This is a genomic window from Photobacterium halotolerans DSM 18316 (genome assembly GCF_000425165.1).
GTDB lineage: Bacteria > Pseudomonadota > Gammaproteobacteria > Enterobacterales > Vibrionaceae > Photobacterium > Photobacterium halotolerans.
In genome coordinates this window covers 318,924-340,243 of record NZ_KE384319.1, presented here as the reverse complement: position 1 = coordinate 340,243, position 21,320 = coordinate 318,924, and the positions used below count along the sequence as shown (strand labels likewise).

The 21,320-nt window shown below is 50.5% G+C and carries 14 protein-coding genes; 11 read left to right on the top strand and 3 right to left on the bottom strand.

The genetic code is table 11. The features are described 5' to 3' along the window. Positions 1 to 326 precede the first annotated feature (326 nt). Entirely contained in the window at positions 327 to 2,483 is a 2,157-nt protein-coding gene (locus H511_RS0110825; RefSeq protein ID WP_027252307.1) for a TonB-dependent hemoglobin/transferrin/lactoferrin family receptor, read from the top strand. Positions 2,484 to 2,555: 72 nt separating this feature from the next. Here the strand turns inward: H511_RS0110825 and radD are convergent, their stop codons facing one another. After that, entirely contained in the window at positions 2,556 to 4,295 is a 1,740-nt protein-coding gene (gene radD / locus H511_RS0110820) for a DNA repair helicase RadD (RefSeq protein WP_027252306.1), read from the bottom strand. Positions 4,296 to 4,400: 105 nt separating this feature from the next. Further along, positions 4,401 to 4,895 carry a GNAT family N-acetyltransferase gene (locus H511_RS0110815; protein WP_027252305.1) on the bottom strand — a complete coding sequence of 165 codons (495 nt, stop codon included), beginning with the start codon at positions 4,893 to 4,895 and terminating at the stop codon, positions 4,401 to 4,403. Positions 4,896 to 5,175: 280 nt separating this feature from the next. On the opposite strand from H511_RS0110815, the gene rsuA reads away from it, so the two are divergent. The 9 genes from rsuA (at position 5,176) to H511_RS0110765 (ending at position 15,895) form a co-directional block, all read left to right on the top strand. After that, the gene (gene rsuA, locus H511_RS0110810) at positions 5,176 to 5,865 is read left to right on the top strand and encodes a 16S rRNA pseudouridine(516) synthase RsuA (protein WP_027252304.1); all 690 of its coding nucleotides are present in this window, start codon (positions 5,176 to 5,178) and stop codon (positions 5,863 to 5,865) included. Positions 5,866 to 6,187: 322 nt separating this feature from the next. Next, positions 6,188 to 7,378: a Bcr/CflA family multidrug efflux MFS transporter gene (locus H511_RS0110805; RefSeq protein WP_027252303.1), complete on the top strand. Its 1,191-nt coding sequence runs from the start codon at positions 6,188 to 6,190 to the stop codon at positions 7,376 to 7,378. A 37-nt stretch (positions 7,379 to 7,415) separates the two neighbouring features. Further along, positions 7,416 to 8,072, top strand: a complete 657-nt coding sequence (locus tag H511_RS0110800; protein WP_027252302.1) for a DUF2913 family protein — start codon at positions 7,416 to 7,418, stop codon at positions 8,070 to 8,072. Positions 8,073 to 8,249: 177 nt separating this feature from the next. Continuing rightward, entirely contained in the window at positions 8,250 to 9,620 is a 1,371-nt protein-coding gene (locus tag H511_RS0110790; RefSeq protein WP_027252301.1) for an MATE family efflux transporter, read from the top strand. A 256-nt stretch (positions 9,621 to 9,876) separates the two neighbouring features. Continuing rightward, a complete protein-coding gene (locus tag H511_RS23155; RefSeq protein WP_051288073.1) occupies positions 9,877 to 10,701 on the top strand; it encodes a GMC oxidoreductase in 825 nt (274 codons plus the stop codon). Between the two features lie 299 nt (positions 10,702 to 11,000). Beyond that, positions 11,001 to 11,837, top strand: a complete 837-nt coding sequence (locus H511_RS0110780) for a formate/nitrite transporter family protein (RefSeq protein WP_027252300.1) — start codon at positions 11,001 to 11,003, stop codon at positions 11,835 to 11,837. A gap of 96 nt (positions 11,838 to 11,933) precedes the next feature. Then, positions 11,934 to 14,024 (top strand): formate dehydrogenase subunit alpha, encoded by a 2,091-nt coding sequence (fdhF, locus tag H511_RS0110775; protein ID WP_036759464.1) that lies wholly within the window; start codon positions 11,934 to 11,936, stop codon positions 14,022 to 14,024. A gap of 1 nt (position 14,025) precedes the next feature. Then, the gene (locus tag H511_RS0110770; RefSeq protein WP_027252298.1) at positions 14,026 to 15,054 is read left to right on the top strand and encodes a 4Fe-4S dicluster domain-containing protein; all 1,029 of its coding nucleotides are present in this window, start codon (positions 14,026 to 14,028) and stop codon (positions 15,052 to 15,054) included. Continuing rightward, on the top strand, positions 15,047 to 15,895 hold the full coding sequence (locus tag H511_RS0110765; protein ID WP_027252297.1) for an iron-sulfur cluster-binding protein: 849 nt from the start codon (positions 15,047 to 15,049) through the stop codon (positions 15,893 to 15,895). Before H511_RS0110770 ends, H511_RS0110765 begins: the two co-directional genes overlap by 8 nt. 43 nt (positions 15,896 to 15,938) lie before the next feature. Here H511_RS0110765 and ppsA read toward each other — a convergent pair whose 3' ends face one another. Next, the gene (ppsA, locus tag H511_RS0110760) at positions 15,939 to 18,371 is read right to left on the bottom strand and encodes a phosphoenolpyruvate synthase (protein WP_081669248.1); all 2,433 of its coding nucleotides are present in this window, start codon (positions 18,369 to 18,371) and stop codon (positions 15,939 to 15,941) included. Between the two features lie 248 nt (positions 18,372 to 18,619). Between ppsA and H511_RS0110755 the strand changes: the two genes are divergently transcribed. Then, complete coding sequence (locus H511_RS0110755; protein ID WP_211225199.1) at positions 18,620 to 21,301, top strand: cation-transporting P-type ATPase; 2,682 nt, start codon at positions 18,620 to 18,622, stop codon at positions 21,299 to 21,301. The last annotated feature ends 19 nt before the right edge of the window (positions 21,302 to 21,320 follow it).

The following is a 21,320-nucleotide window of genomic DNA, read 5'->3' as shown; positions in this document are numbered from 1 at the left end:
GTGAATAAGAAGAAGGTATTCAGTAATGCGACCTTACTGAGTACCGTCAAATTGAGCGCGGATACTAACACTCCCTCAAGAAACAGACAAGAAAAAATCCTGACAAGCCCTTTAAACAACGAAAAAATCATCAGATCCATCACTTGCATAGCTCAATTCTACTTGCAATAAAAAACACACAACACGTTTCATAAATTGGATTTAGTTCGAATAAATTTACTTAATTGTGATCTAAATAACACTGAGATTGATAGTAATTATCATTTGCTTTTGTATAATCGCAGCCAATAACAAACCTAACTGATAAAAAATTGATAGCAGGGATTATGAATCACAAGCAACTTTCATTGATTGCCAGCTCTGTATTGCTGGCCCTTTCTCCTTCATTGCAAGCTCAGGAAAAAAAAGCGTATACAGATGAAATTGTGGTGACGGCAACGCGTACCGAGCAAAGTATTAAAGATATCCCGGGCTCTGTATCTAAAGTCACCGCTGAAGATATGGAAAAGAACCTGGCGAATGATCTGCAAGATGCGCTCAAGTATGAGCCCGGTGTTCAGGTGAATGGTAATGGCCGCTTCGGGATTTCTGATTTCACGGTGCGTGGTGTTTCCGGAAGTCGTGTGAAAGTGCTGGTGGATAATGTTGAGCAGCCTGCCGGGTATAACCCGGGCGCCGACCAGATGCGTAAGTATTCAAATGGGGTTGAGGTTGATACCTTAACCGCTGTTGAAGTGAGCAAAGGGCCGGGCTCAAGCCTCTATGGCAGCGATGCCATTGGCGGTACAGTATTGCTGAGAACGAAAAATCCTGAAGATGTATTACAGACTGGAAAAAACAATCATCTGGCTGTCAAAACAGGTTATGCAAGCGACAGTGATCAATATAAGGCAACCGTTGAAGCGGCGAATCGTACCGGTGCTGTAGAAAGTTTGCTGATTTATACGTATCGGGATGGCCATGAAACGGAAGCACATGGCGATGGTGCTGATACTGAAGGCCGCAGCCGTGGGCAGGCGAACCCGCTGACTTTTTCATCGCATAACGTACTTGGTAAAGTGTATGTTCAGGTGAACGATACCAATCGGGTCGGTCTGGTTGCAGAATACTATACCCGTGATACAGATACCCAAATTCTGAGTCAGGAAAATTACGATGCTGGTGGCGGTTTCATGCCGGGTTTTGTTTACACTAATGTTAGTGGTCATGATGAAGATGATAGGATCCGATTGGGGCTGAACCACGAATGGCAGTCTAATCTTGCTGTTGCGGATTCCGTAAACTGGGCGTTGAACTGGCAACAGAGTGAAAGTAAACACGATAACTACGATCATACCGATAGATATGGTAATCGGAATCGCTACCGTAGCGGTGAAGATTCCAGTATTCAGTTTGATGCACAGTTTAATAAAGCCATTACGCTCTCTAATACTCGTCATGAGCTGACTTATGGTTTGAGTGCGGTACAAAATGAGTTCGAGCTGGATTATAAGGATTATTTCCTGGATTCAGGGGACGTGAATCCAGGTCCTGTAGAAGTGCCAAATGCAAAATCTGTGAAGTACGGTATTTTCCTGCAGGATCAACTGTATTTAATGCAGGATCAACTGGTGGTGACAGGCGGCATCCGTTATGACAACTATCAGGCTGAACCAGCTTCCTCTTCTGGTCTGCCAGATCATGACAGTAATGCGGTGACAGGTCGTCTGGGTACTGTTTATCATTGGACGGAGAGCTTCAATACTTACGCTCAGATCAGTCAGGGCTTTCGTTCACCAACTATTGGTGAAATGTATGAAGATAAAGATAACAGGGCACATGGTTACAAGATTGTTGCCAACCCGAATCTGAAACCAGAAAAAAGCCTTGCTTACGAAATTGGTGCAAGAACACAGGGACGCATCGGTTCGATGAGCATCGCGGCTTTTTACACCGACTATAAAGATTTTATTGCTTCCCAGACTGAGGTAGTCAGCGGTATTCAGATTACCAGTAATGAAAACTTAGACTCGGCCAAAATTTATGGTGCTGAATTAGCTTCTGAACTCTGGTTGGACGAAGCTCTGAACGCGCCAAGCGGTACTTACGCAAAAGTATCTCTGGCTTATCAGGAAGGCGAAGACAAGAAGACGGGTGAAGCCTTAGATTCTGTTGCTCCGTTTACATCGGTTGTGGGCCTTGGTTATGACGCGCCGAGTGGTGACTGGGGCAGTGAGATCAATGCGGTTTATGTTGCATCGAAATCTGGTTCTGACTGGTCGAGTGACACCAATGTCGATGCGCCGAGCTACACTGTGGTTGACCTGACCGCTTATTACACACCAACCGAAGATCTGGTGCTTCGTGCTGGCCTGTTTAACGCGTTTGACAAAAAATACTGGCGTTATCAGGACATTGAAGGCTTTACAGCAAGTGAACCAGGCTTGGACCGTCACACGCAGCCGGGTCGTAACTGGGGTGTGAATGTAGATTACGCATTCTGATTGTTTGATGAAATTCACTGCCTGAATTTAGCCGCACGAAAGTGCGGCTTTTTTCTTTCTGAATCATCAGACTTACTGCTTGTGCTGATCCAAATCGAACAACTTATCCCGTATCGCCCAGAAGCGGCCGCTTTTACGGGCAATAATGATTTCCGGCGGGCGCAACCTGTGTTCATTGCTGGCAACACGTGTTGGCGCTGTATCGGTAAAGGGCCGGTGGCGATCGACCAGATGGGGATTGATGAATTTTTTCAGAAAATCATTTTTCTGCGTTTTATTGGCTAATGTCCAGACTTCGCTGATATGGCCGTCTTCCTCACTGAAGTAGGTCACTTTCAGCTGAGGCTTGCCGTACTGGTTCTTGCCCGGTTCCAGCTTCATGTCGGTACACTTCATGATCATTGCATCTTTAAGTTTCAGCGCATCACGCAGTTTTTTGTCCGGATCGACCATTACCGCATCGCACTGATGGCAGCGTCTGGCGGCGATGTCGTTGTCCGTACCGCATTCTTCGCAGAATTTAGCGCGAAAGCGATAGCCGCACTCTTCACGCTCTCCGTCATCGTCTTCGAAATAGCCCTGACAGCGGCGGCCATAGTGTTCTATCAGAAAACCGGCCGGGTCGAGTTTGCCCCAGAAGCTGTTTTTAAAGCCGCAAGCCGGGCAGGGCACCATGATCACTTCACTGTTACTGTCAGGTTTGGGATCGCCGACTTCCGGCTGGTACAAGTCATAACAGTTACCGGCATATTCAAGCACCAGACAGTCCGATTTGCCTTCGGCTAACCGCAGACCACGACCGACAATTTGCTGGTAGAGGCTGATGGATTCAGTCGGGCGCAGGATGGCAATCAAATCCACATGCGGCGCGTCAAAGCCTGTTGTCAGAACGGAAACGTTCACCAGGTATTTGATCTGCTGATGCTTGAACTGGGTGATGATGCGATCCCGCTCTTCTAACGGGGTATCGCCGACCACCAGCGCGGCAGACTCACCGGCCAGATAACCCATGATTTCTTTGGCGTGATTGACCGTAGAGGCGAAGATCATCACCCCTTTTCTGTCTTTGGCATAATCGATCACCTGATCGATGATCATTGGGGTGGCGCGGGACGATTTGGCGATCACCGCATCCAGATCCGCCTCTTTATAGTGGCCGTTATTGGCAGGCTTAAGGCTGGAAAAATCGTAGCCAATCACGGCCATGTCCATGATGCTGGGTTCGGTCAGGAAGCCTTCATCCAGCAGATAACGAATAGGTAGTTCGAAAATACAATCGCGGAAGAAGCGATCCTGCTCTGTTCGCACCTGTCCTCGCGTGTGGTATTTATAAATCCAGCCCATGCCCAACCGGTACGGCGTAGCTGTCAGGCCAAGAATTTTGATACCAGTGTTGATACGCTGAAGATGCTGGATAACCCGCTGATAGGCACTGTTTTCATCATCAGGCACCCGGTGACATTCATCTATGACCAGTAAGGAAAACTCATCGTTAAATTGCTCAAGGCTGTTGACCATAGATTGCACTGAAGCAAAAACGACCTGCTGATCGGTTTCTTTCCGGCCCAGCCCGGCTGAAAAAATAGATGCGTTCAGGCCGTAGCTTTCATACTTGGCATGGTTTTGTTCGACCAGCTCTTTGACATGGGTAAGCACCAGCACCCGTCCGCGGGCTATCCGGGCGAGTTCTGCGATGACCAGGCTTTTCCCTGCCCCGGTCGGCAGAGTCAGAACAGCAGGTGAGCTGTGTTTACGGAAGTAGTGAACTGTGGCTTTGACACAGTCTTGCTGATAAGGACGAAGCGTATACATCAATTACGGACACTAGTGGAAAGCGAAGGAGAGTGTAACGGCTTTCATCGATGCTAGACAAGTATCGGAGTAGGGCCCAGAGAAATGAGCCCCGGCGGTCAATCATTACGAAGCCATGTTCAGTGGCAGTTTCGTGGGCTTGATGGTTTTGGTCATCATGCAGAACTGGCGGCGCGGAATAAAATCGTGCTTCTCATAGAAGCTGCGGGCGCCTTTGTTACCTATGTTCACTTCGAGAGTCAGTGCATGCACACCGGCTTCTGCGCAGTGGTGTTCAATCTGAGGCATGAGCTCAGTGCCTATACCTTGCTGGCGCCATTCGGATTTCAGGTAGAACTGATCAATCAGGGCGATCCGTCCGCCATGTTCAAGGCTGAAGCTGTAACTCAGGATAATATGTCCGGCAATCATAGTATTGCCTTCATGTTCAATTTCTATAAACCAAACCTGACCCAGTTCAGGATTGTTCAACATCTGGTGTACTGCCTGTGTGGTTTGCTCACGCTTTTGTGGCAGGACTTCATATTCAAAGAGTTCCCCAACTAGTGTAAGCAGCATGTCCACAGAAGACAGGCTAGGCGCTACAAGTGAGATGTTCATAAGTCAACCTTAGTTGTTCGGTGTTTTCATGGCACAGTGGTGAGTTGTTCAAGGTGTTTATACGGATAACTCATGCCCTCTGTCTATAAGTGAAGACCGTGAAAACGGAGAAATGTTCTACTTTTTGAGCTTAGTGGCAGTTCAGGCAATGCGATGTAAAAATTTGTGATCAGGGGTTGCAATTAGTGATATCGCTTCAGCCGGCTCAGGTTTGAGATTTCTCGTGCATCACGCAGGCCAGGTTTTTATAATGGCGCTTTTGCACCACGCGGAGCCTGCAATGCGGCTTGATAAATTTTTATGTACCGCCCTGGGAATTACTCGCAAGGAAGCCGGTAAATTACTTAAAGAAAAAAGAATAGAAGTGAATGGTGACATCGTCAAAAACGGTGCGCTGAAAATCACGGATGACTGTGACGTTGAGTTTGATGGCAGCACGCTGTACATGACGGGCCCGAAATATTTTATGCTGAACAAACCTCAGGGTTACGTTTGTTCGCATGTGGATGACTTTAATCCGACCGTCTTTGTGTTGCTCGATGAAGTCAGCCCGGAAAAACTGCATGTGGCGGGCAGACTGGACGCGGATACCACAGGGTTGGTGCTGCTGACGGATGACGGCCAGTGGTCACACCGCATTACCTCGCCGCGCCACGTCTGCGAAAAAGTGTACTACGTGGAAACGGCCGATCCTATTCCGGCCTCTGCAATCAAGGAGTTCGCCGAAGGTGTACAGCTGCGCGGCGAGAAAGACCTGACCCGGCCGGCAAAACTGGAGATTCTTGAGGAGTGCGCGGCACTGATCACTATCTCTGAAGGGAAATACCATCAGGTGAAGCGCATGTTTGCTGCAATCGGCAATAAAGTGGTGGCGTTACACCGCGAGCAGGTCGGTGCTGTTGTGCTGGATGACGATCTGGAACCGGGTGAGTATCGTCCTCTGACGGAAGAAGAAATCGCCAGCTTTTAATCTGTTGGTGTAGCAACTGAGTAGAATGGTCGTTCAGTAGCATATCGAGAAGGCGTCGGGCCTGTTGCATAGGTACCGACGCCTTTTTAGTGCCTGCTATTGGTTCTGTTCAGGCTGCCAGAGAAAAACAGCGAAACTTCGCTGTCAGGCAACATAGGTGCGATTTTTGGGTCAATACTTGAACTTTGTGATAATTCACATCACAATTTTTCGCTAGTACACCATAAAAAGAAACTTATCATTTCCTGTCGGGAAAGATTTAAGTAGCGGAAATTGTCGTACAATCACTCCCTTTCCTTTTCAATATTCTAATAAGTGGTTTATGAATAAATCTGACAGTCCTGGCCTGAGCTTTTCGCTGATCCTCATCCTGGGGGCAATTGCCGCACTCACACCGCTGGCAATTGATATGTACCTGCCTGCAATGCCAACTATCGCAAAAGATCTGGGCGTGAGCCCCAGTTTGGTGCAGGTGACCCTGACAGCGTATACCGCAGGTTTTGCCGTTGGACAGCTTATTCATGGCCCGCTTTCAGACAGCTACGGCCGTCGCCCGGTACTGATAATCGGTATAATGCTTTTCGCACTGGCCGCAGTGGTCAGTGCAATGAGTCATAACATTAATGAACTGACCTGGATACGTGCCGCGCAAGGCTTTGCCGGTGCCTCTGCCGCCGTTATTATTCAGGCGCTGGTGCGGGATATGTTTGAACGGGAAGAGTTCGCCCGTACCATGTCTTTTGTCACCTTAGTGATGACAATTGCCCCATTGGCCGCGCCAATGATAGGGGGATACCTGTCCGTCTGGTTCGGCTGGCGTTCCATTTTCTGGTTTCTGGCTCTGTTTTCAGTGATTGTTATTCTGGCCGTGTTGAAAATGATTCCTGAAACCCTGCCGGCTGAGAAACGATTGCCGTTTCATTTAGGTTCCACGCTCAGAAATTATGCGCGCATGCTGACATCAGCCCCCGCGCTCGGTCTGGTGGTGAGCAGCGGTTTTTCGTTTGCGGGCATGTTTGTTTTCCTTACTGTCGGATCTTTTGTGTACATCGATCTTTACCATGTCAGTACGGAAAACTTCGGCCTGTTGTTTGGCCTGAACGTGATCTGCCTGATTGTAATGACCACCTTAAATGGCAAGCTGGTACGCAAAATGGGCTCACATTATATGCTGCGTTTGGGCCTGATCATTCAATTGATTGCCGGGGCCGGGCTGATTGCAGGACAAGTGTTTGAACTCGGCCTGTGGGGCGTTGTGATACCGGTTATGCTGTTTGTGGGCGCGATTTCTACCGTTGCCAGTAATTCAATGGCTTGTTTGTTAGCCAAGTATCCGCATATGGCGGGTACGGCTTCGTCATTGGCTGGTACAATGCGTTTCGGCACAGGTACTGTGGTGGGCGGTATTGTAGCAGCGATGCCAGATACCACAGCCTGGCCGCTGGCAGGAACGATGGCCGCTTGCGCAGTCTTAGCCTGCTTGTTTTATTGGGGATTGGCGAAAGACGCCTGATACCTGTGATTGAATAAGAGTATTTGAAAGTAAAATTATGGCTGTGTTTTATCAAGAGCTGAATAAACTGGTGAATGAAGGTCTGGCTGAGTTGCAGTCTTCTGTTACAGCAGGCAAAACCCCCAATAATCCGGTCAGCGAAACGCACTTTATGAGTGCCTGGATCACCAAAGTGATTAAGCAGCAACGCTATGATCATTGTGTGGCGAAAACCTTGCTGGGCTGGCAGCAGATGGCTCGCAGTATGGGTAAGCAGGCACAGCTGAAGCTGAAGTTTGAACACCTTGGCTGGGCATTGTCGGGTGTGCTGACGGAAGAAGGCACCACCAGTGCAGTGAAGGCTGAACAACTGGATGCTTTTTATAGTGCGCTGCAGCAGCTCGATTGGGTGGTGGCGACAGAATACGAAGTGAACCGAAAAGTGACCCACCATACCGATGGTCAGGCGTCATTGGTAGTGTGTGCTAAGCAGTTAAAAGAAGCATTTGATGAGGCAGGAAGGCTTGCTAAGCCATTGTCGGTTTATGTTCGCGGCAATATCCAGCAATGTATTGATTTGGCTTATCAGCAAGGATTACTGCTGTACAAAGTCACTGACTATAAGTCGCTGGTGAAATACCACGGTGAATATATTCTGTACCCTGATAATGCCGGTGATTATCTTCCCGAACTCCCCACGCGAGCGGTTGAGTAAGAGACATCAAAGTGCAGCGAGTTCGCTGCATTTTTTATATTTTTATTAGGTTTATCACGGTTTGTAGCCTGCCAGATAGCATAAATAACAGGTCGGTTCGGTTTGTGATTTGAAAGGGCCAGTATAAAATCCGGCCTGTCGCTTTTCTTGTGCTCTCCTTATTTTTCAGGAATATGTATGTCGCCATCTGCTTCTCCTTTATTTGAAGGGGTGTTTGTCCGTCGCCTGCTGGCGATTGCTTTTCCTATTGCCTTACAGGTTATGCTGTTTTCCAGCCGTAGTCTGGTTGATATTCTGATGCTGGGTCAGTTAAATGAACTGGATGTGGCGGCAATCGGTATTGCTGGCCGGGCACTGTTTGTTGTCACTATTATGCTGTTCGGGGTGACGACGGGCGGTGCCTTACTGGCGGCTCAGTACTGGGGCGCTGGCAATCAGCACGGCATGAAGCAAAGTGTTGCGCTGACGCTGACCATGACAACCCTGGTCGCCACACTGGCTGCGCTGGTATTTCTGGTGCTTCCTGAGCAGGTGATCGGATTAGCGACCAATAATCCTGAGGTGATTGCCCGGGGCGCCGAGTACCTGCAAATTACCGCCGTGAGTTTGTACGCTGTGTCGTGGGGCAGCAGTGTCTCTGTGGGTTTACGGGCTATGCATCAGCCTGCGATCAGCACGCTGTTCAGTGCCGTAGGCATTGCGCTTAACCTGTTCCTGAACTGGGTATTGATTTTCGGTAATCTGGGGATGCCGGCTTACGGCATTGCCGGTGCTGCATGGGCAACGGCTATCAGCGGTCTGGTTGAAATCGCGCTGTTATTTGGTTATCTGCATCTCAAGGATCACCCGATTGCGCTGCGCTGGTCGCTGTTTCCTGAAGTCTTTAATGCTCAGATGATAAACCGCTTCCTGAAACTGTCGCTGCCTACCACCTTTAACCATCTTGCCTGGTCGGGCGGGATCTTCATGTATCACGTTATTATCGGGCAGGCCGGTGTCGATGGTTTGGTGGCTTTATCTGTGATGACGCCTATCGAGTCACTGGCGCTGGCGATGCTGATTGGTATTTCTAATGCGTCAGCCGTGCTGATTGGCAATCAGTTGGGCGGCAGTAACATGGAGCAGGCTTACCGGCAGGCCTGGGCTGTTACTGTGATCAATTTTGGTTTTGCTGTGGTCACAGCAGCGTTCATGTTCCTGATCCGCGATCCTGTGCTGGATTTGTTTGCTGCCATGACGCCGGAAACCCGGGATCTGACCGAACATTTCTTCATGATTTTTTGCGTCGGTATGATAGTGAAAAGCCTGCCGATGACCATGATAGTGGGCGTGTTACGGGCAGGTGGTGATATTCGTTTCTGTTTTTATCAGGATATTGCGGCGCAATGGATGATAGGGATCCCGCTGACCGCATTTTGTGCCTTTGTGCTGAAACTTCCGCTGGAATGGGTTTACGCCATGCTGGTGTTGGAAGAAGTGGTGAAAATCGTTGGTTCCAGCATACGTATTCGCTCAAAAGCCTGGATGAATAATCTGGTGGCCGGCTAAACAAAGCACCGGTATTGATGACCTTCTTCTGCCGTTATCTTCTGCTACCGTCATAGCCATAGTTATAGTTATAGCCGGCTTGCGAAATCACAGGCTGGCTATTCGTGGCGACTTCACCTGCCGCTGAGCATCACACTGGCGTGTAACTGACGCGTCTCATTCTCTCTGCAGTTTCAACATGCGTTGAAATTCCGAACTAAACACGTCCTGATACAAGAAATAAATTGTCATTTTTCACCCTGCTTTCCTATTTGTTATGCACTGTCTGTCACAGCATCATGCAGAGCAGAGCAGAGCAGAGCAGAGCAGAGCAGAGCTGACGGGGTTAGGGCAGCGCTTTTCGGCGCATTTTATCAGCTCTATTGTCGCGCGTGTGCCGAAAGCCGATCTGGATCCGGCTGCCGATCTGGGACGATTGGAGCTGGGGGCCTGCTACGTAGCCGGTATTGCGAATAACAGTTATGAGCAGCAATACCATATTCAGCTGTCTGCCTTGTGGGATGAAAACCCGGTCGTGAATTCGCCTACAGCGCTGCGTTATATGCCGGATGTCGTGGCGACTGCTTCTATGGCGCAGCTGCTGTCATCAAAAGATCATGTTGTTTTTGTCTGCGCCGTATTGGGAGAGCTGGATTACACCAACCCGGGCAGCTGGTTCCTGCAAAACAGCGATGATTCGAATATTACAACCAACTCCCTGCTGCAGATCGAAGAAAACGGCAAAGACAAACAAACCTGGACGGCGATGGACGAAGCGACGTTCAATATTCTGGAAACCGTGCTGTCACCTAAAGGCAAAACGGCTGTGCAGTACTGGCATGGTGCGCCGGATGAAGGCGACTGGAAGACGGCGCGTCCTGAACAATCTGCTATCAGGGTGGATGCGCCAGTGCATGAAAGTTCAACCCTGCATATCGGCACTCAGACGGACGCACCGGTTGATTTAGACTACCGGTTCAAAGGCGCCAGCAATGTGTATGTTACCGGCGGGGCACTCTGGCCACAGGGCGGTTCCTGGAACCCGACACTGACCATGGTTGCACTGGCACAGGATCTGGCGGATAAACTGTCCGCGAAATAGCGCCTGAAAGTCTGGATATGGAATAACAGCGCCTGCTGAAGGAAGCAGGCGCTTTTTCAGGATCAATGAAAGCGGAGCTTTTGCTGGCGAAAGGCGATTATCAGACTTATAAAGACTGACTTGTCACCGTAACTCCGTTTGAGTACGGCCTCGCTTAACGTCATATTTCCCCTCTGTACTACACTTACCCATGACAAATTCGCCTTAAAGCGCCCAGTTTCAGGTGGATAAGTGACATATTCGATCTCTTCTGCTTCCGCTTAGCTTGTTTGACCAAGCGTCTTTGACCGGAGTGAACCATGGCTGATCTTTTTGGGTTTGATGCCTTTTCACCGAAGCAAATCGCTGAAAAAGTCGACAGTATAGGCGTGATAAAAGCCCGCCTGCCGTTGTTGTCTATGGTCATGCTGGGCATTCTGGCGGGGGCCTTTATTGGCTTGGGGGCCTTGTACTTTGTGATAATCAAGTCTGACGCGAGTCTGGGGTTTGGCACCAGTCAGATGCTAGGGGGGACTGCATTCTCGCTGGGACTGTTGCTGGTAGTGGTCGCCGGGGCTGAGTTGTTTACCGGAAATAACTTACTGGCGATGGCCTGGGCCGATAAAAAGATTTCAACGGCTGAGCTGCTGAAGAATTGGCTGGTGGTATGTAGTTCAAACTTTATCGGGGCGGCGGGACTGGCCGTCCTGGTGTATGTATCGGGACATACAGAATTGAATCAAGGGGTCATTGCAGAGCGTTATCTGCAGATTGCTGAAACAAAATGCAGCTTACCGTTCTGGAGCGCATTTTTCAGAGGTGTGTTGTGTAACATTCTGGTTTGTATGGCGATCTGGATGGCAATGGCCGGGCGGAGTGTCATTGATAAAGCGGTCGCGATTGTTTTTCCGATTTCCGCTTTCGTCGCGGCGGGGTTTGAGCACAGTATTGCGAATATGTTCTTCATTCCATTAGCCATGTTAATACAGGCCTTTTCCGACACGGGGACAGTAGCCGGTTCGGTGGGCTGGCTGGGCCTGATCAGTAACCTGATCCCTGTCATTCTGGGAAATTTGCTCGGCGGGAGCGTCCTGGTCGGCTTGGTGTATTACGTGATTTACCTCAGAAAGCCGACATCTGGCCCGGATAAACCGTAATTTGTTTTCATGAGACAAAGATTGTAGCAGCATCAATCCGCTCTGTGCTGGCTTGCTATACTGAAGCCAGAGTCCGCCGATTGATTGTGGATGGTAATGGCTTCTTCAATAGTGAAAACAGTCTGCCCTTTTTGTGGTGTCGGCTGCGGGATCAATCTGAAAATTGATGAACACGGCAAGCTGACCGGAGTTGAACCTCAGCGAAGTCACCCCGTGAGCCGCGGCAAGCTGTGTGAAAAAGGCTGGAGCACAGCTTATGCCATTCGTCCTGACAACCGGATTACTGAGCCGCTGAAGCGGATTCATGATCGCTTTTATCCGGTCAGTTGGGATGAGGCATTAAATGAGATCAGTGAGGCGATAAGGGATATTCAGGCTGAGTCCGGCCCGGATGCTGTGGGGGTTATCAGCAGCGCACGTGCAACCAATGAAGACAACTATGCTGCTCAGAAATTTGCCAGAGCCGTCCTGAAGACCAACAATATCGATCATTGTGCCCGTATTTGCCATAGCCCCACGGTTGCCGGGCTGAAACAAACCTTAGGCTCCGGTGCGATGACCAATAGCACCAAAGATATTTTCGACACCGAGTTGATTGTCGTGATCGGTGCGGATCCGACGGAGAATCACAGCGTTTTCGGCGGGCAGATTATTGAAGCCCGGCAGCGAGGGGCGAAATTGGTGGTCATTGATCCCAGAGTGACCCGGCTGGCCAAAATGGCGGATGTGCATCTTCAGCTGAAACCGGGCAGCAACATCGCGCTCATCAATGCGATGTTACATGTTCTGATCAAGCAAAAGCTGTATGACGCGTCTTTCATCAGTCAGCGCTGTGAGGGGTTTGATGCCCTGGCGCGTAGTGTGGAGACAATCACCCCTGAGCTGGCTGAGTCGGGCACCGGCGTTGCCGCCGCTCAGATCCGGCAAGTCGCGGAACTCTATGGCCGGGCGAAAAGTGCCATGATTCTGTACGGCATGGGGATCACACAGTTTGTCAGCGGGACTTCGAATGTGATTGCGCTGTCTAATCTGGCTTTGGTTTGTGGTCAGATTGGCCGTCCCGGTACAGGCATCAACCCGTTACGCGGACAAAATAATGTGCAGGGCGCATGCGATATGGGCTGCCTGCCGAATGTGTATCCGGGTTATCAGGCGGTTGAGGATATCTCTGCGCAAGGCAAGTTTGCGCAAGCCTGGGGAGAGACGGTTGCAACCCGACCGGGGCTGACGTCGCTGAGTATGACCAAAGCGGCACTGGCCGGTGAGTTTCGTGGTCTGATTTTATTCGGCGAAGATCCCGTGGTGACTGACCCTGATCAGAATCATGTTCGCGCTGCCATGAAGAAAATGGATCTGCTGGTGGTTGCTGAATTGACCATGACGGAGACCGCCAAGCTGGCCGATTACATTTTGCCAGCAGCATCTTTTGCGGAAAAAGAAGGTTCTTTTACCAACTGCGAGCGGCGGGTACAGCATATTGCTCAGGCCGTGCAGCCACCGGGTTTAGCTATGGGCGACTGGCAGTGGTTAAAGGCATTGGCTGAAACACTGGGCAGCCATGCGCTCAGCTGGACTAACAGTGAGGCTGTGTTTGACGAGATGGCCTCGCTGACGCCGTCGTATCAGGGCATGACCTATTCAGGGATTGAACTGGCGCATGGTTTACAGTGGCCCTGCAACCAGGATGCACCACAAGGAACGGCTATCTTGCATCAAACGGCTTTTCCTATCGGTAAGGCAAGATTGATCCCGGTACACCAGATTGATATTGATGAAACGGCCGACGAACAATACCCACTTATCCTGACCACGAACCGGCTCTCTTGTCACTACGGCTGTGGGTCTATGACCCGAAAATCTCCTTTGCTGGAACGGGAAACGCCTGCGGGACTACTCTTCATCAACCCGGAAGATGCCAGAGCACTGCATATTCAGCGTTACTCGCCGGTAGGGATCCGCTCTCGCCGGGGCTATGTGGAAACTCGCGCCATGATCACCGATGATGTCCCTCCGGGCCTGGTGTCAATGCCATACCATTTCAAAGAAGCCCCGTCGAACCAACTGACGAATACCGCGCAGGATCCAATCACGAAAATGCCTGAGCTGAAAGCATGTGCCGTGTCTGTGGTGCCATTACCACCGGGGCAGGAGCCTAAAGATATCGATCGCTTATTGGAGGGGCAGTAACATGCAGCAGTATGTGCTTAACTCACTTCAGCAACTGCAAGTGCATTTATCCCAGAGTCGCCAGTTGTACCAGATAGTCGATAACCATGGTGACGCGCATTGGCAGCATCAAGCGCAGCCCCCCTTTCCGGCACTGAGTCAGCAGCGGCCGTTGAGTTCAGCCAAAAGCTTTTTCTTTGCCGAACAGGAGACCTTATATGTCTTCGATGGTCAGTTTTTTCGTGAAACCATACCGAAACCAGAACCTTTTGTTTTGTTTGGGGTTCAGAGCTGCGATCTGATGGCGATTCACTATCAGGACATCTTTTTTGAACAGGATCCTTATTATCAGGCCCGGCGACAGCAAGCCTTACTGGTCGGCGTGGATTGTGTTCATCCTTGCCAGAATGGTTTTTGCAATCTGGTCGATGCCGGGCCGGGGGTCAGAGATACCACGGCCGATCTGATTTTGCATCCACTTGACGATGATAGCTGGTTATTGATTGTGGTGACGGAACCAGGCCGTGCCGCACTGCAAGGTCTGGCACTGACGCCTGCAACAGGTCATGCTAAAAATTTGCGCTCGGACAACCTGACCCAGTGCGAGCATGAGTTCGACGATCATTCTTATATTCTGGAAGGCATTGAAAAACTGAACCGTGGCCAGGTGTCGGATGCGTTCTGGCAGCAGGTCGCCATTCAGTGCATTGCGTGTTCCGGCTGCACCACTTTGTGTCCGACCTGCTCTTGTTACGGCACACAAAATCAGGCTGTGTTGCAAGACGCCCCTGATAAGCCGCCGTCTCAGGCCCGGCAGGTGCGCTTCTGGGATTCGTGTTTGTACGAAGGGTTTCAGCGTGAGGCCAGTTTGCATAATCCCGCAGAGCAGGCCGGTGAGCGGGTGAAGCGCTTTTGGTACCACAAATTCAGTGATGATTTCTTGCCAGAATTTGGGCGGTATGGCTGTGTCGGCTGCGGGCGCTGTGAGCAGACTTGCCCGGGCGTCATCGGGGTGCATTCGGTCATGAAAAGGATAGTGAAAGATGTATAGTCTCACGCCAACAGCCGTTCGACTGATCGACTTTTATGATGATGGTGAGCATGCCCGCCATTTTACCTTTCGTCTGCTAAATACGGCATCTCAGACCACGAAGGCACAGGATAACTGGATGAAGGCAAAGACAGGACAGTTTTTCATGCTATGCCTGCCTTCTGTGGGTGAAGCGCCGTTCACTTTTACACAACTTCCTGATCAACATGGGAATTTTCGTGCGCTGGTCCGAAAAATTGGCAGTGTGACTTCAGCCTTGTTTGAGCTCGAAGCCGGGCAGATCCTGGGGGCCAAAGGGCCCTATGGTAAAGGCTGGCCGATGGATAAAGTGTGCAATAAAAGGGTGCTTGTTGTCGGCGGTGGCTGCGGCCTGGCACCTTTGGTCGGAGTGGTGAATCAGCTCATTGAACAACAAAATTACACCCAACTGATGGTGGTGTACGGAGCACGAAACCGTCAGTTGAAGATGTTGACGCCGGAACGCAGGTATTGGCAGCAGGTCATCCCGGTTTTTAATATGATTGAGGACGGTAACACTGAGCCGGGCGAAAATGAATCCGGCGGTACCCCGGTCGATATTCTGCCCACTGTGCTGGGTCAGTTTGCTCAAGGCCCGGATGTGGTGCTGCTGGCTGGCCCGCAAGCTATGATGTTTGCGGTGGCTAAATATCTGGTCGCCAGCGGGGTGTCAGAACAGGCTATTTATCTGTCGATTGAACGCCGCATGCACTGCGGGGTCCGAACCTGTGGGCACTGTTACCTGAAAGACAAGTATGTGTGTTCCGATGGCCCCACGTTTCGCTGGGATGACCTGAAACAGTACATCCCGGCGGGTCCTTAAAGAGCAAAGAGCGTACAAACTATGCCTCAGGACCTGTTGCGGGTTATTCGTGGCCGGCAGTATTAATTGGGTATTTGAGTTCTGCCTGCGCGATTTGCTGGCACCCTTTGGCGAAAGAGTCGGGGTTCAGAGAGATCGAATCGATCCCGCAATTTACCAAAAACTCGGCAAATTCCGGGTAATCTGACGGCGCCTGGCCACAGATCCCAACCTTACAGCCATACTGGTGCGCGACAGTGATCACCCGGGCGATCATTTCTTTTACTGCATCGTCCCTTGCGTCAAATAATGGTTTTAGTTCGGCTGAATCACGGTCTATCCCCAGAACTAACTGGGTGAGATCGTTACTGCCGATTGAGAAACCGTCAAAGCGTTGTGCAAACCGGTCTGCCAGAATAACGTTCGAGGGGATCTCGCACATCACATACACCTGCAGACCGTTTTCACCACGTTTCAGCCCTGCTTCAGCCATGACATCCAACACTTTATCGGCTTCACCGGTAGTACGGCAGAATGGGATCATCACTATGATGTTATCAAAGCCCATCTCCTGGCGAGCCTTTACGATGGCCTGGCACTCCAGTTTAAACGCTTCACGATACAGCGGATGGTAATAGCGAGAAGCCCCACGCAGGCCCAGCATTGGATTTTCTTCGTGGAGTTCGAAGAATTCACCGCCCAGCAGGCCCCGATATTCATTGGATTTAAAGTCTGACATTCTGACAATGACGGGTTTCGGATATTGTGAGGCTGCAATTTTCCCCACACCCATCCCCAGATGATGGGTGAAGTAATCCGGCGGGTAAGCATAGCCTTCAGTCAGTTGGTTGATCGTTTGACGAACCGCTGGGTCTGTCACTTTTTCGGGGTGGAGCAGTGCCATAGGATGGACTCTGATCTGGCTTGAAATCATGAATTCGATCCGGGTTAGACCAATCCCGTCAACCGGTAACTGCCACCAGCGAAAGACACCATCTGGCATGGCTGCGTTAATCATTACAGCCGTCTGGGTACGCGGAATCTCATCCAGGTTCACCTGCTGGGTGTCATAACGTAAGATGCCTTCGTACACTTGCCCGACAGTCCCGCCGGCACAGCTTAATGTGACCGCTTGTCCGTCAGTCAGGCTCCGGGTCGCATGCTCAGTACCCACAATGGCCGGTACTTTCAGTTCTCGGCTGACGATAGCCGCATGGCTGGTCGGGCCGCCGGTATCTGTGATGATCCCTGCGGCTTTTCGCATCAAGGGCACCCAGTCTGGATCGGTCCTTTCGGTGACCAGAATGGCACCTTGCGGAAATTGATCGGTCTGGTGCGGATCGCTGATCAGACAAACCTGGCCCGTAGCGATCGCGCTACCAACGCTGGCGCCTTCCAGCAACAGGGTCGATTTTTCTTTCAGACTGTAGTTCACCAGAACAGCTTGTTGCTTTTGTGATTCCACGGTTTCGGGGCGGGCCTGGACCAGATAGAGCCCCTGACTGTCTTTAGCCCATTCCATATCCATAGCACAACCGTAATGGCGTTCTACAATCACTGCCCAGCGAGCCAGTTGTAAAATTTCATCATCAGACAGAACCAATGCGCAGCGTTCTTGCTCGGTTGTCGGAAGCACGACAGTCTGGCCGTTGTCCGGATCATCTTTGTGATGTTGGGATGCATAAATCATCTTAAGTTGTTTATTGCCGGGTTGTTTTTCGATGATAGGGCGCTTGCCAGGTTTCTCCAGAAGCGGCTTGTAAACCATGAAACGATCAGGTGTGACGCTACCCTTAACGATAGTTTCCCCAAGCCCCCACGCACCATTGATAATCACGACATCGGGAAACCCATTTTCAGTATCTAAACTGAACATCACTCCGGCTGCTTCAGACTCCACCATTTGCTGAATGCCAACCGACAAGGCCACCTGCTGGTGAGCAAAGCCTTTTTCCTGACGATAGACAATCGCCCTGTCTGTATAAAGTGAGGCAAAGCATTGCTGGCAGGCCTGCAGTACCTGTTCATGACCGCAAATATTGAGGTAACTTTCCTGCTGACCGGCAAAGCTGGCGTCAGGCAGGTCTTCAGCCGTGGCTGAGCTTCTGACCGCAACGCTGACATTGGCGGTTTTCAGTTGCTCACAAAGTTGTTGATAAGCAAGGGTAATAGCCTCTTCTTGCTCTGTGGTGAAACGACCCTGGGCGATCAGTGCTCTGATTTTTTCGCCTGTGTCTGTCAGCGTTATAGCGCCGGCAGTCATATCTGCCAGCAGTTGGGCAATGGGTTCATCAAGCTGATTTTGTTTCAGAAAGTCGCGAAAGAGCTGGGCGCTGGTGGCAAAACCTACCGGCACTTTTATGCCCGTCTCTTTTAACTGGCTAATCATTTCACCCAAACTGGCATTTTTACCGCCAACGAAAGGAATGTCGGTTACGCGTAGTTGGTGGTACCAATAAATGAGCGGGCTGGCAGTGTTGTGGTGGGCGGAAGTCATACTGCTCTCCTTTTGGACATTCTGATGTTGCTGATGGACTCAGAGCTAAGACTCATTTTATTTTAGGAGTTCACACTCAAAAGGTGAGTCAAGTTATGCTGGAATAATCGATTTCTTGTTATCAGCCTTGATTCCTCATCAGAGCCTGCCATTAATGGTGTAGTGGCCAAAGCGCTAAGAGGATAAAGGGGTTTTATCAGACAATGCAGCGTCGAGCAGAGAGCCGGGAAAAGAGGGAATGGCACGAAATGGCATCAGAAGATGCCATTGATGCAATGAATTCGCATAAAAACGGCCTTTCTTCTGAAGAAGCGGCAAAACGTCTGTCCATTTATGGTTCAAACCGTTTGCCTACGCCCCCAAAACCACATTCTCTGTTTCGTTTTTTGAAGCAGTTTCATAATATTCTTATCTACGTGCTTCTTGGTTCTTCTGCCATGACAGCTATGCTCGGGCATGTGGCAGATACGCTTGTGATTCTGGCCGTCGTCATAGTGAATGCGGTCATAGGTTTTATTCAGGAGGGGAAGGCTGAGCAGGCGATGGATGCCATTCGTCATATGCTCGCACTGAGAGCATCGGTGCTGCGAGAAGGAATGCGCCATACGGTAGAAGGCGAGATGTTAGTGCCCGGAGACATAGTGTTGATTGAAGCCGGAGATAAGGTGCCCGCCGATCTCCGGCTTTTTCAGGTGAATGGCCTTCAGGTTCAGGAAGCAATACTGACGGGTGAGTCGGTCCCCGTTAAGAAAGACATACACGCCGTTGCAATGAATACCGCTCTCGGTGACAGAATGTGTATGGCGTACAGTGGTACGCTTGTGACCAGCGGGCTGGGGTGGGGAGTTGTTGTTGCCACCGGTGCTGACACAGAAATCGGCCGTATCAGTGGCATGCTGTCAACTATTGAAATGCTAACAACACCCTTGCTCAGACAGATGGATGTGTTTGCACGATGGTTAACTGCCCTGATTCTGTTAATTGCAGCCGTGCTTTTGGCCTATGGGTATTTCGTTGGTAATTTTGCTTTCTCGGATATGCTGATGGCTGTCGTGGGTCTCTCAGTGGCCGCTATTCCAGAGGGACTTCCGGCGGTGCTGACTATCACTATGGCTGTTGGTGTGCAGGCCATGGCACGCCGTAATGTTATTGTTCGGCGTTTGCCGGCCATTGAAACGCTGGGATCGGTATCGGTAATCTGTACGGATAAGACAGGCACACTGACTTGTAACGAGATGATGGCCGTGTCTGTCGTGACCGACGCCCATGATTTCTCAGTGAGTGGGATAGGGTACGAGCCGGAAGGTGAAATCCGGTTAAATGCAGTGGCAGTCAGTACGAGTGAAGATGCTATCCTGCAAGAGCTTGGCCGTGTCGCTGCATTGTGCAATGACGCCTCTTTACGCCATCACGATGGGGAGTGGGTTGTCGTTGGTGACCCGATGGAAGGCGCTTTGCTTGCCCTGACCGGTAAAATTGGCATTGATATTCAGGCGGAACTCGGAGGCTGGGTGCGGACTGATGCCATTCCTTTTGATGCTAAACACCGTTTCATGGCCACACTCAATCATGACCACGAAAACCACGCGTTAGTTGCGGTAAAAGGCGCACCGGAGCAAATCTTTTTGATGTGTGCCCAGCAACGCACTGTGACTGGTAAAAGTAAAGCTTTTGACGTCAGTTACTGGCATCAACAAGCTGAGGAAATTGCGGCTCAAGGACAGCGTGTACTTGCCTTTGCTGTCAAATCAGTGCCACCGGAGCACACGGTTCTAGAGTTCACTGATGTTGAGCAGGATCTGATATTGATTGGTATTGTTGGCTTGATTGACCCGCCGCGTCCTGAAGCCATTGAAGCGATTGCAGAATGCCATACTGCCGGTATCCGGGTAAAAATGATTACCGGTGATCACAAGGGCACCGCCGCCGCGATCGCAAAAAAACTTCATTTGCAAAACCCTGACAAGGTGTTGACGGGCACCGACCTTGACAGCATGGATGATTATTCGCTGGCGTCGGCTGTAATAGATACGGATATCTTTGCCCGAACAAGCCCGGAGGATAAATTGCGGCTTGTGATGGCATTACAATCTCATGGCATGACCATTGCGATGACAGGTGACGGTGTCAATGATGCGCCTGCGCTCAAGCGTGCCGATGCCGGGATAGCCATGGGACTCAAAGGTAGTGAAGCGGCGAAAGAAGCCGCCGAACTCGTCCTGGTGGATGATAATTTTGCGTCAATTGTCGCTGCGGTTCGTGAAGGACGGACGGTGTACGACAATATCAAAAAGGTCATCAGTTGGACGATGCCAACCAGTGTCGGTGAGGCGTTGACGATTGTGGTAGCCCTGCTATTTGGGATGACACTGCCGATAACGCCCATCCAGATTTTATGGGTCAACCTGATCACCGCGATTACTCTGGGGATTGCCCTGGCTTTTGAGCCAACGGAGGCTAATACCATGCACCGGCCACCGCGTCCCCGCAATGAACCATTGCTGAACGGAGAGTTGGCATGGCGTATTGTTTTTGTTTCTGTCCTGCTGCTTGGGGGCGTGTTCGGCATGTATGCCTACGCTGTTGATCAGGCGTATTCTTTAGAGCTGGCACGTACAATTGCACTCAATACATTAGTTGTCATGGAGATATTCCACCTGTTTTTCATCAGAAATATTTATGGTACATCGTTGAAATGGGAATTGATCGCAGGCACCAAGGTTGTCTGGCTGACAGTTATCTGTGTCACAGTGGCCCAATTTGCCATGACGTATCTACCGCCATTACAGATACTTTTCGGTACAGTGGCTATTCCGTTCTGGGAGGGGATGATTATCTTTGTCGTCGGATGTGTATTTTTTGCGATACTCGAGATTGAGAAACAGCTTCGCCTGCACTTGCACGGTATTCGCACCGGACAGCAGGTGTAATGGGGAACCCCCTGTCTGC

Bases quoted from the DNA above. Each gene is read 5' to 3' on its own strand.
- H511_RS0110825 (WP_027252307.1), top strand. From the start codon at position 327: ATGAATCACAAGCAACTTTCATTGATTGCCAGCTCTGTATTGCTGGCC.
- radD (WP_027252306.1), bottom strand. From the start codon at position 4,295: ATGTATACGCTTCGTCCTTATCAGCAAGACTGTGTCAAAGCCACAGTT.
- H511_RS0110815 (WP_027252305.1), bottom strand. From the start codon at position 4,895: ATGAACATCTCACTTGTAGCGCCTAGCCTGTCTTCTGTGGACATGCTG.
- rsuA (WP_027252304.1), top strand. From the start codon at position 5,176: ATGCGGCTTGATAAATTTTTATGTACCGCCCTGGGAATTACTCGCAAG.
- H511_RS0110805 (WP_027252303.1), top strand. From the start codon at position 6,188: ATGAATAAATCTGACAGTCCTGGCCTGAGCTTTTCGCTGATCCTCATC.
- H511_RS0110800 (WP_027252302.1), top strand. From the start codon at position 7,416: ATGGCTGTGTTTTATCAAGAGCTGAATAAACTGGTGAATGAAGGTCTG.
- H511_RS0110790 (WP_027252301.1), top strand. From the start codon at position 8,250: ATGTCGCCATCTGCTTCTCCTTTATTTGAAGGGGTGTTTGTCCGTCGC.
- H511_RS23155 (WP_051288073.1), top strand. From the start codon at position 9,877: ATGCACTGTCTGTCACAGCATCATGCAGAGCAGAGCAGAGCAGAGCAG.
- H511_RS0110780 (WP_027252300.1), top strand. From the start codon at position 11,001: ATGGCTGATCTTTTTGGGTTTGATGCCTTTTCACCGAAGCAAATCGCT.
- fdhF (WP_036759464.1), top strand. From the start codon at position 11,934: ATGGCTTCTTCAATAGTGAAAACAGTCTGCCCTTTTTGTGGTGTCGGC.
- H511_RS0110770 (WP_027252298.1), top strand. From the start codon at position 14,026: ATGCAGCAGTATGTGCTTAACTCACTTCAGCAACTGCAAGTGCATTTA.
- H511_RS0110765 (WP_027252297.1), top strand. From the start codon at position 15,047: ATGTATAGTCTCACGCCAACAGCCGTTCGACTGATCGACTTTTATGAT.
- ppsA (WP_081669248.1), bottom strand. From the start codon at position 18,371: ATGACTTCCGCCCACCACAACACTGCCAGCCCGCTCATTTATTGGTAC.
- H511_RS0110755 (WP_211225199.1), top strand. From the start codon at position 18,620: ATGGCATCAGAAGATGCCATTGATGCAATGAATTCGCATAAAAACGGC.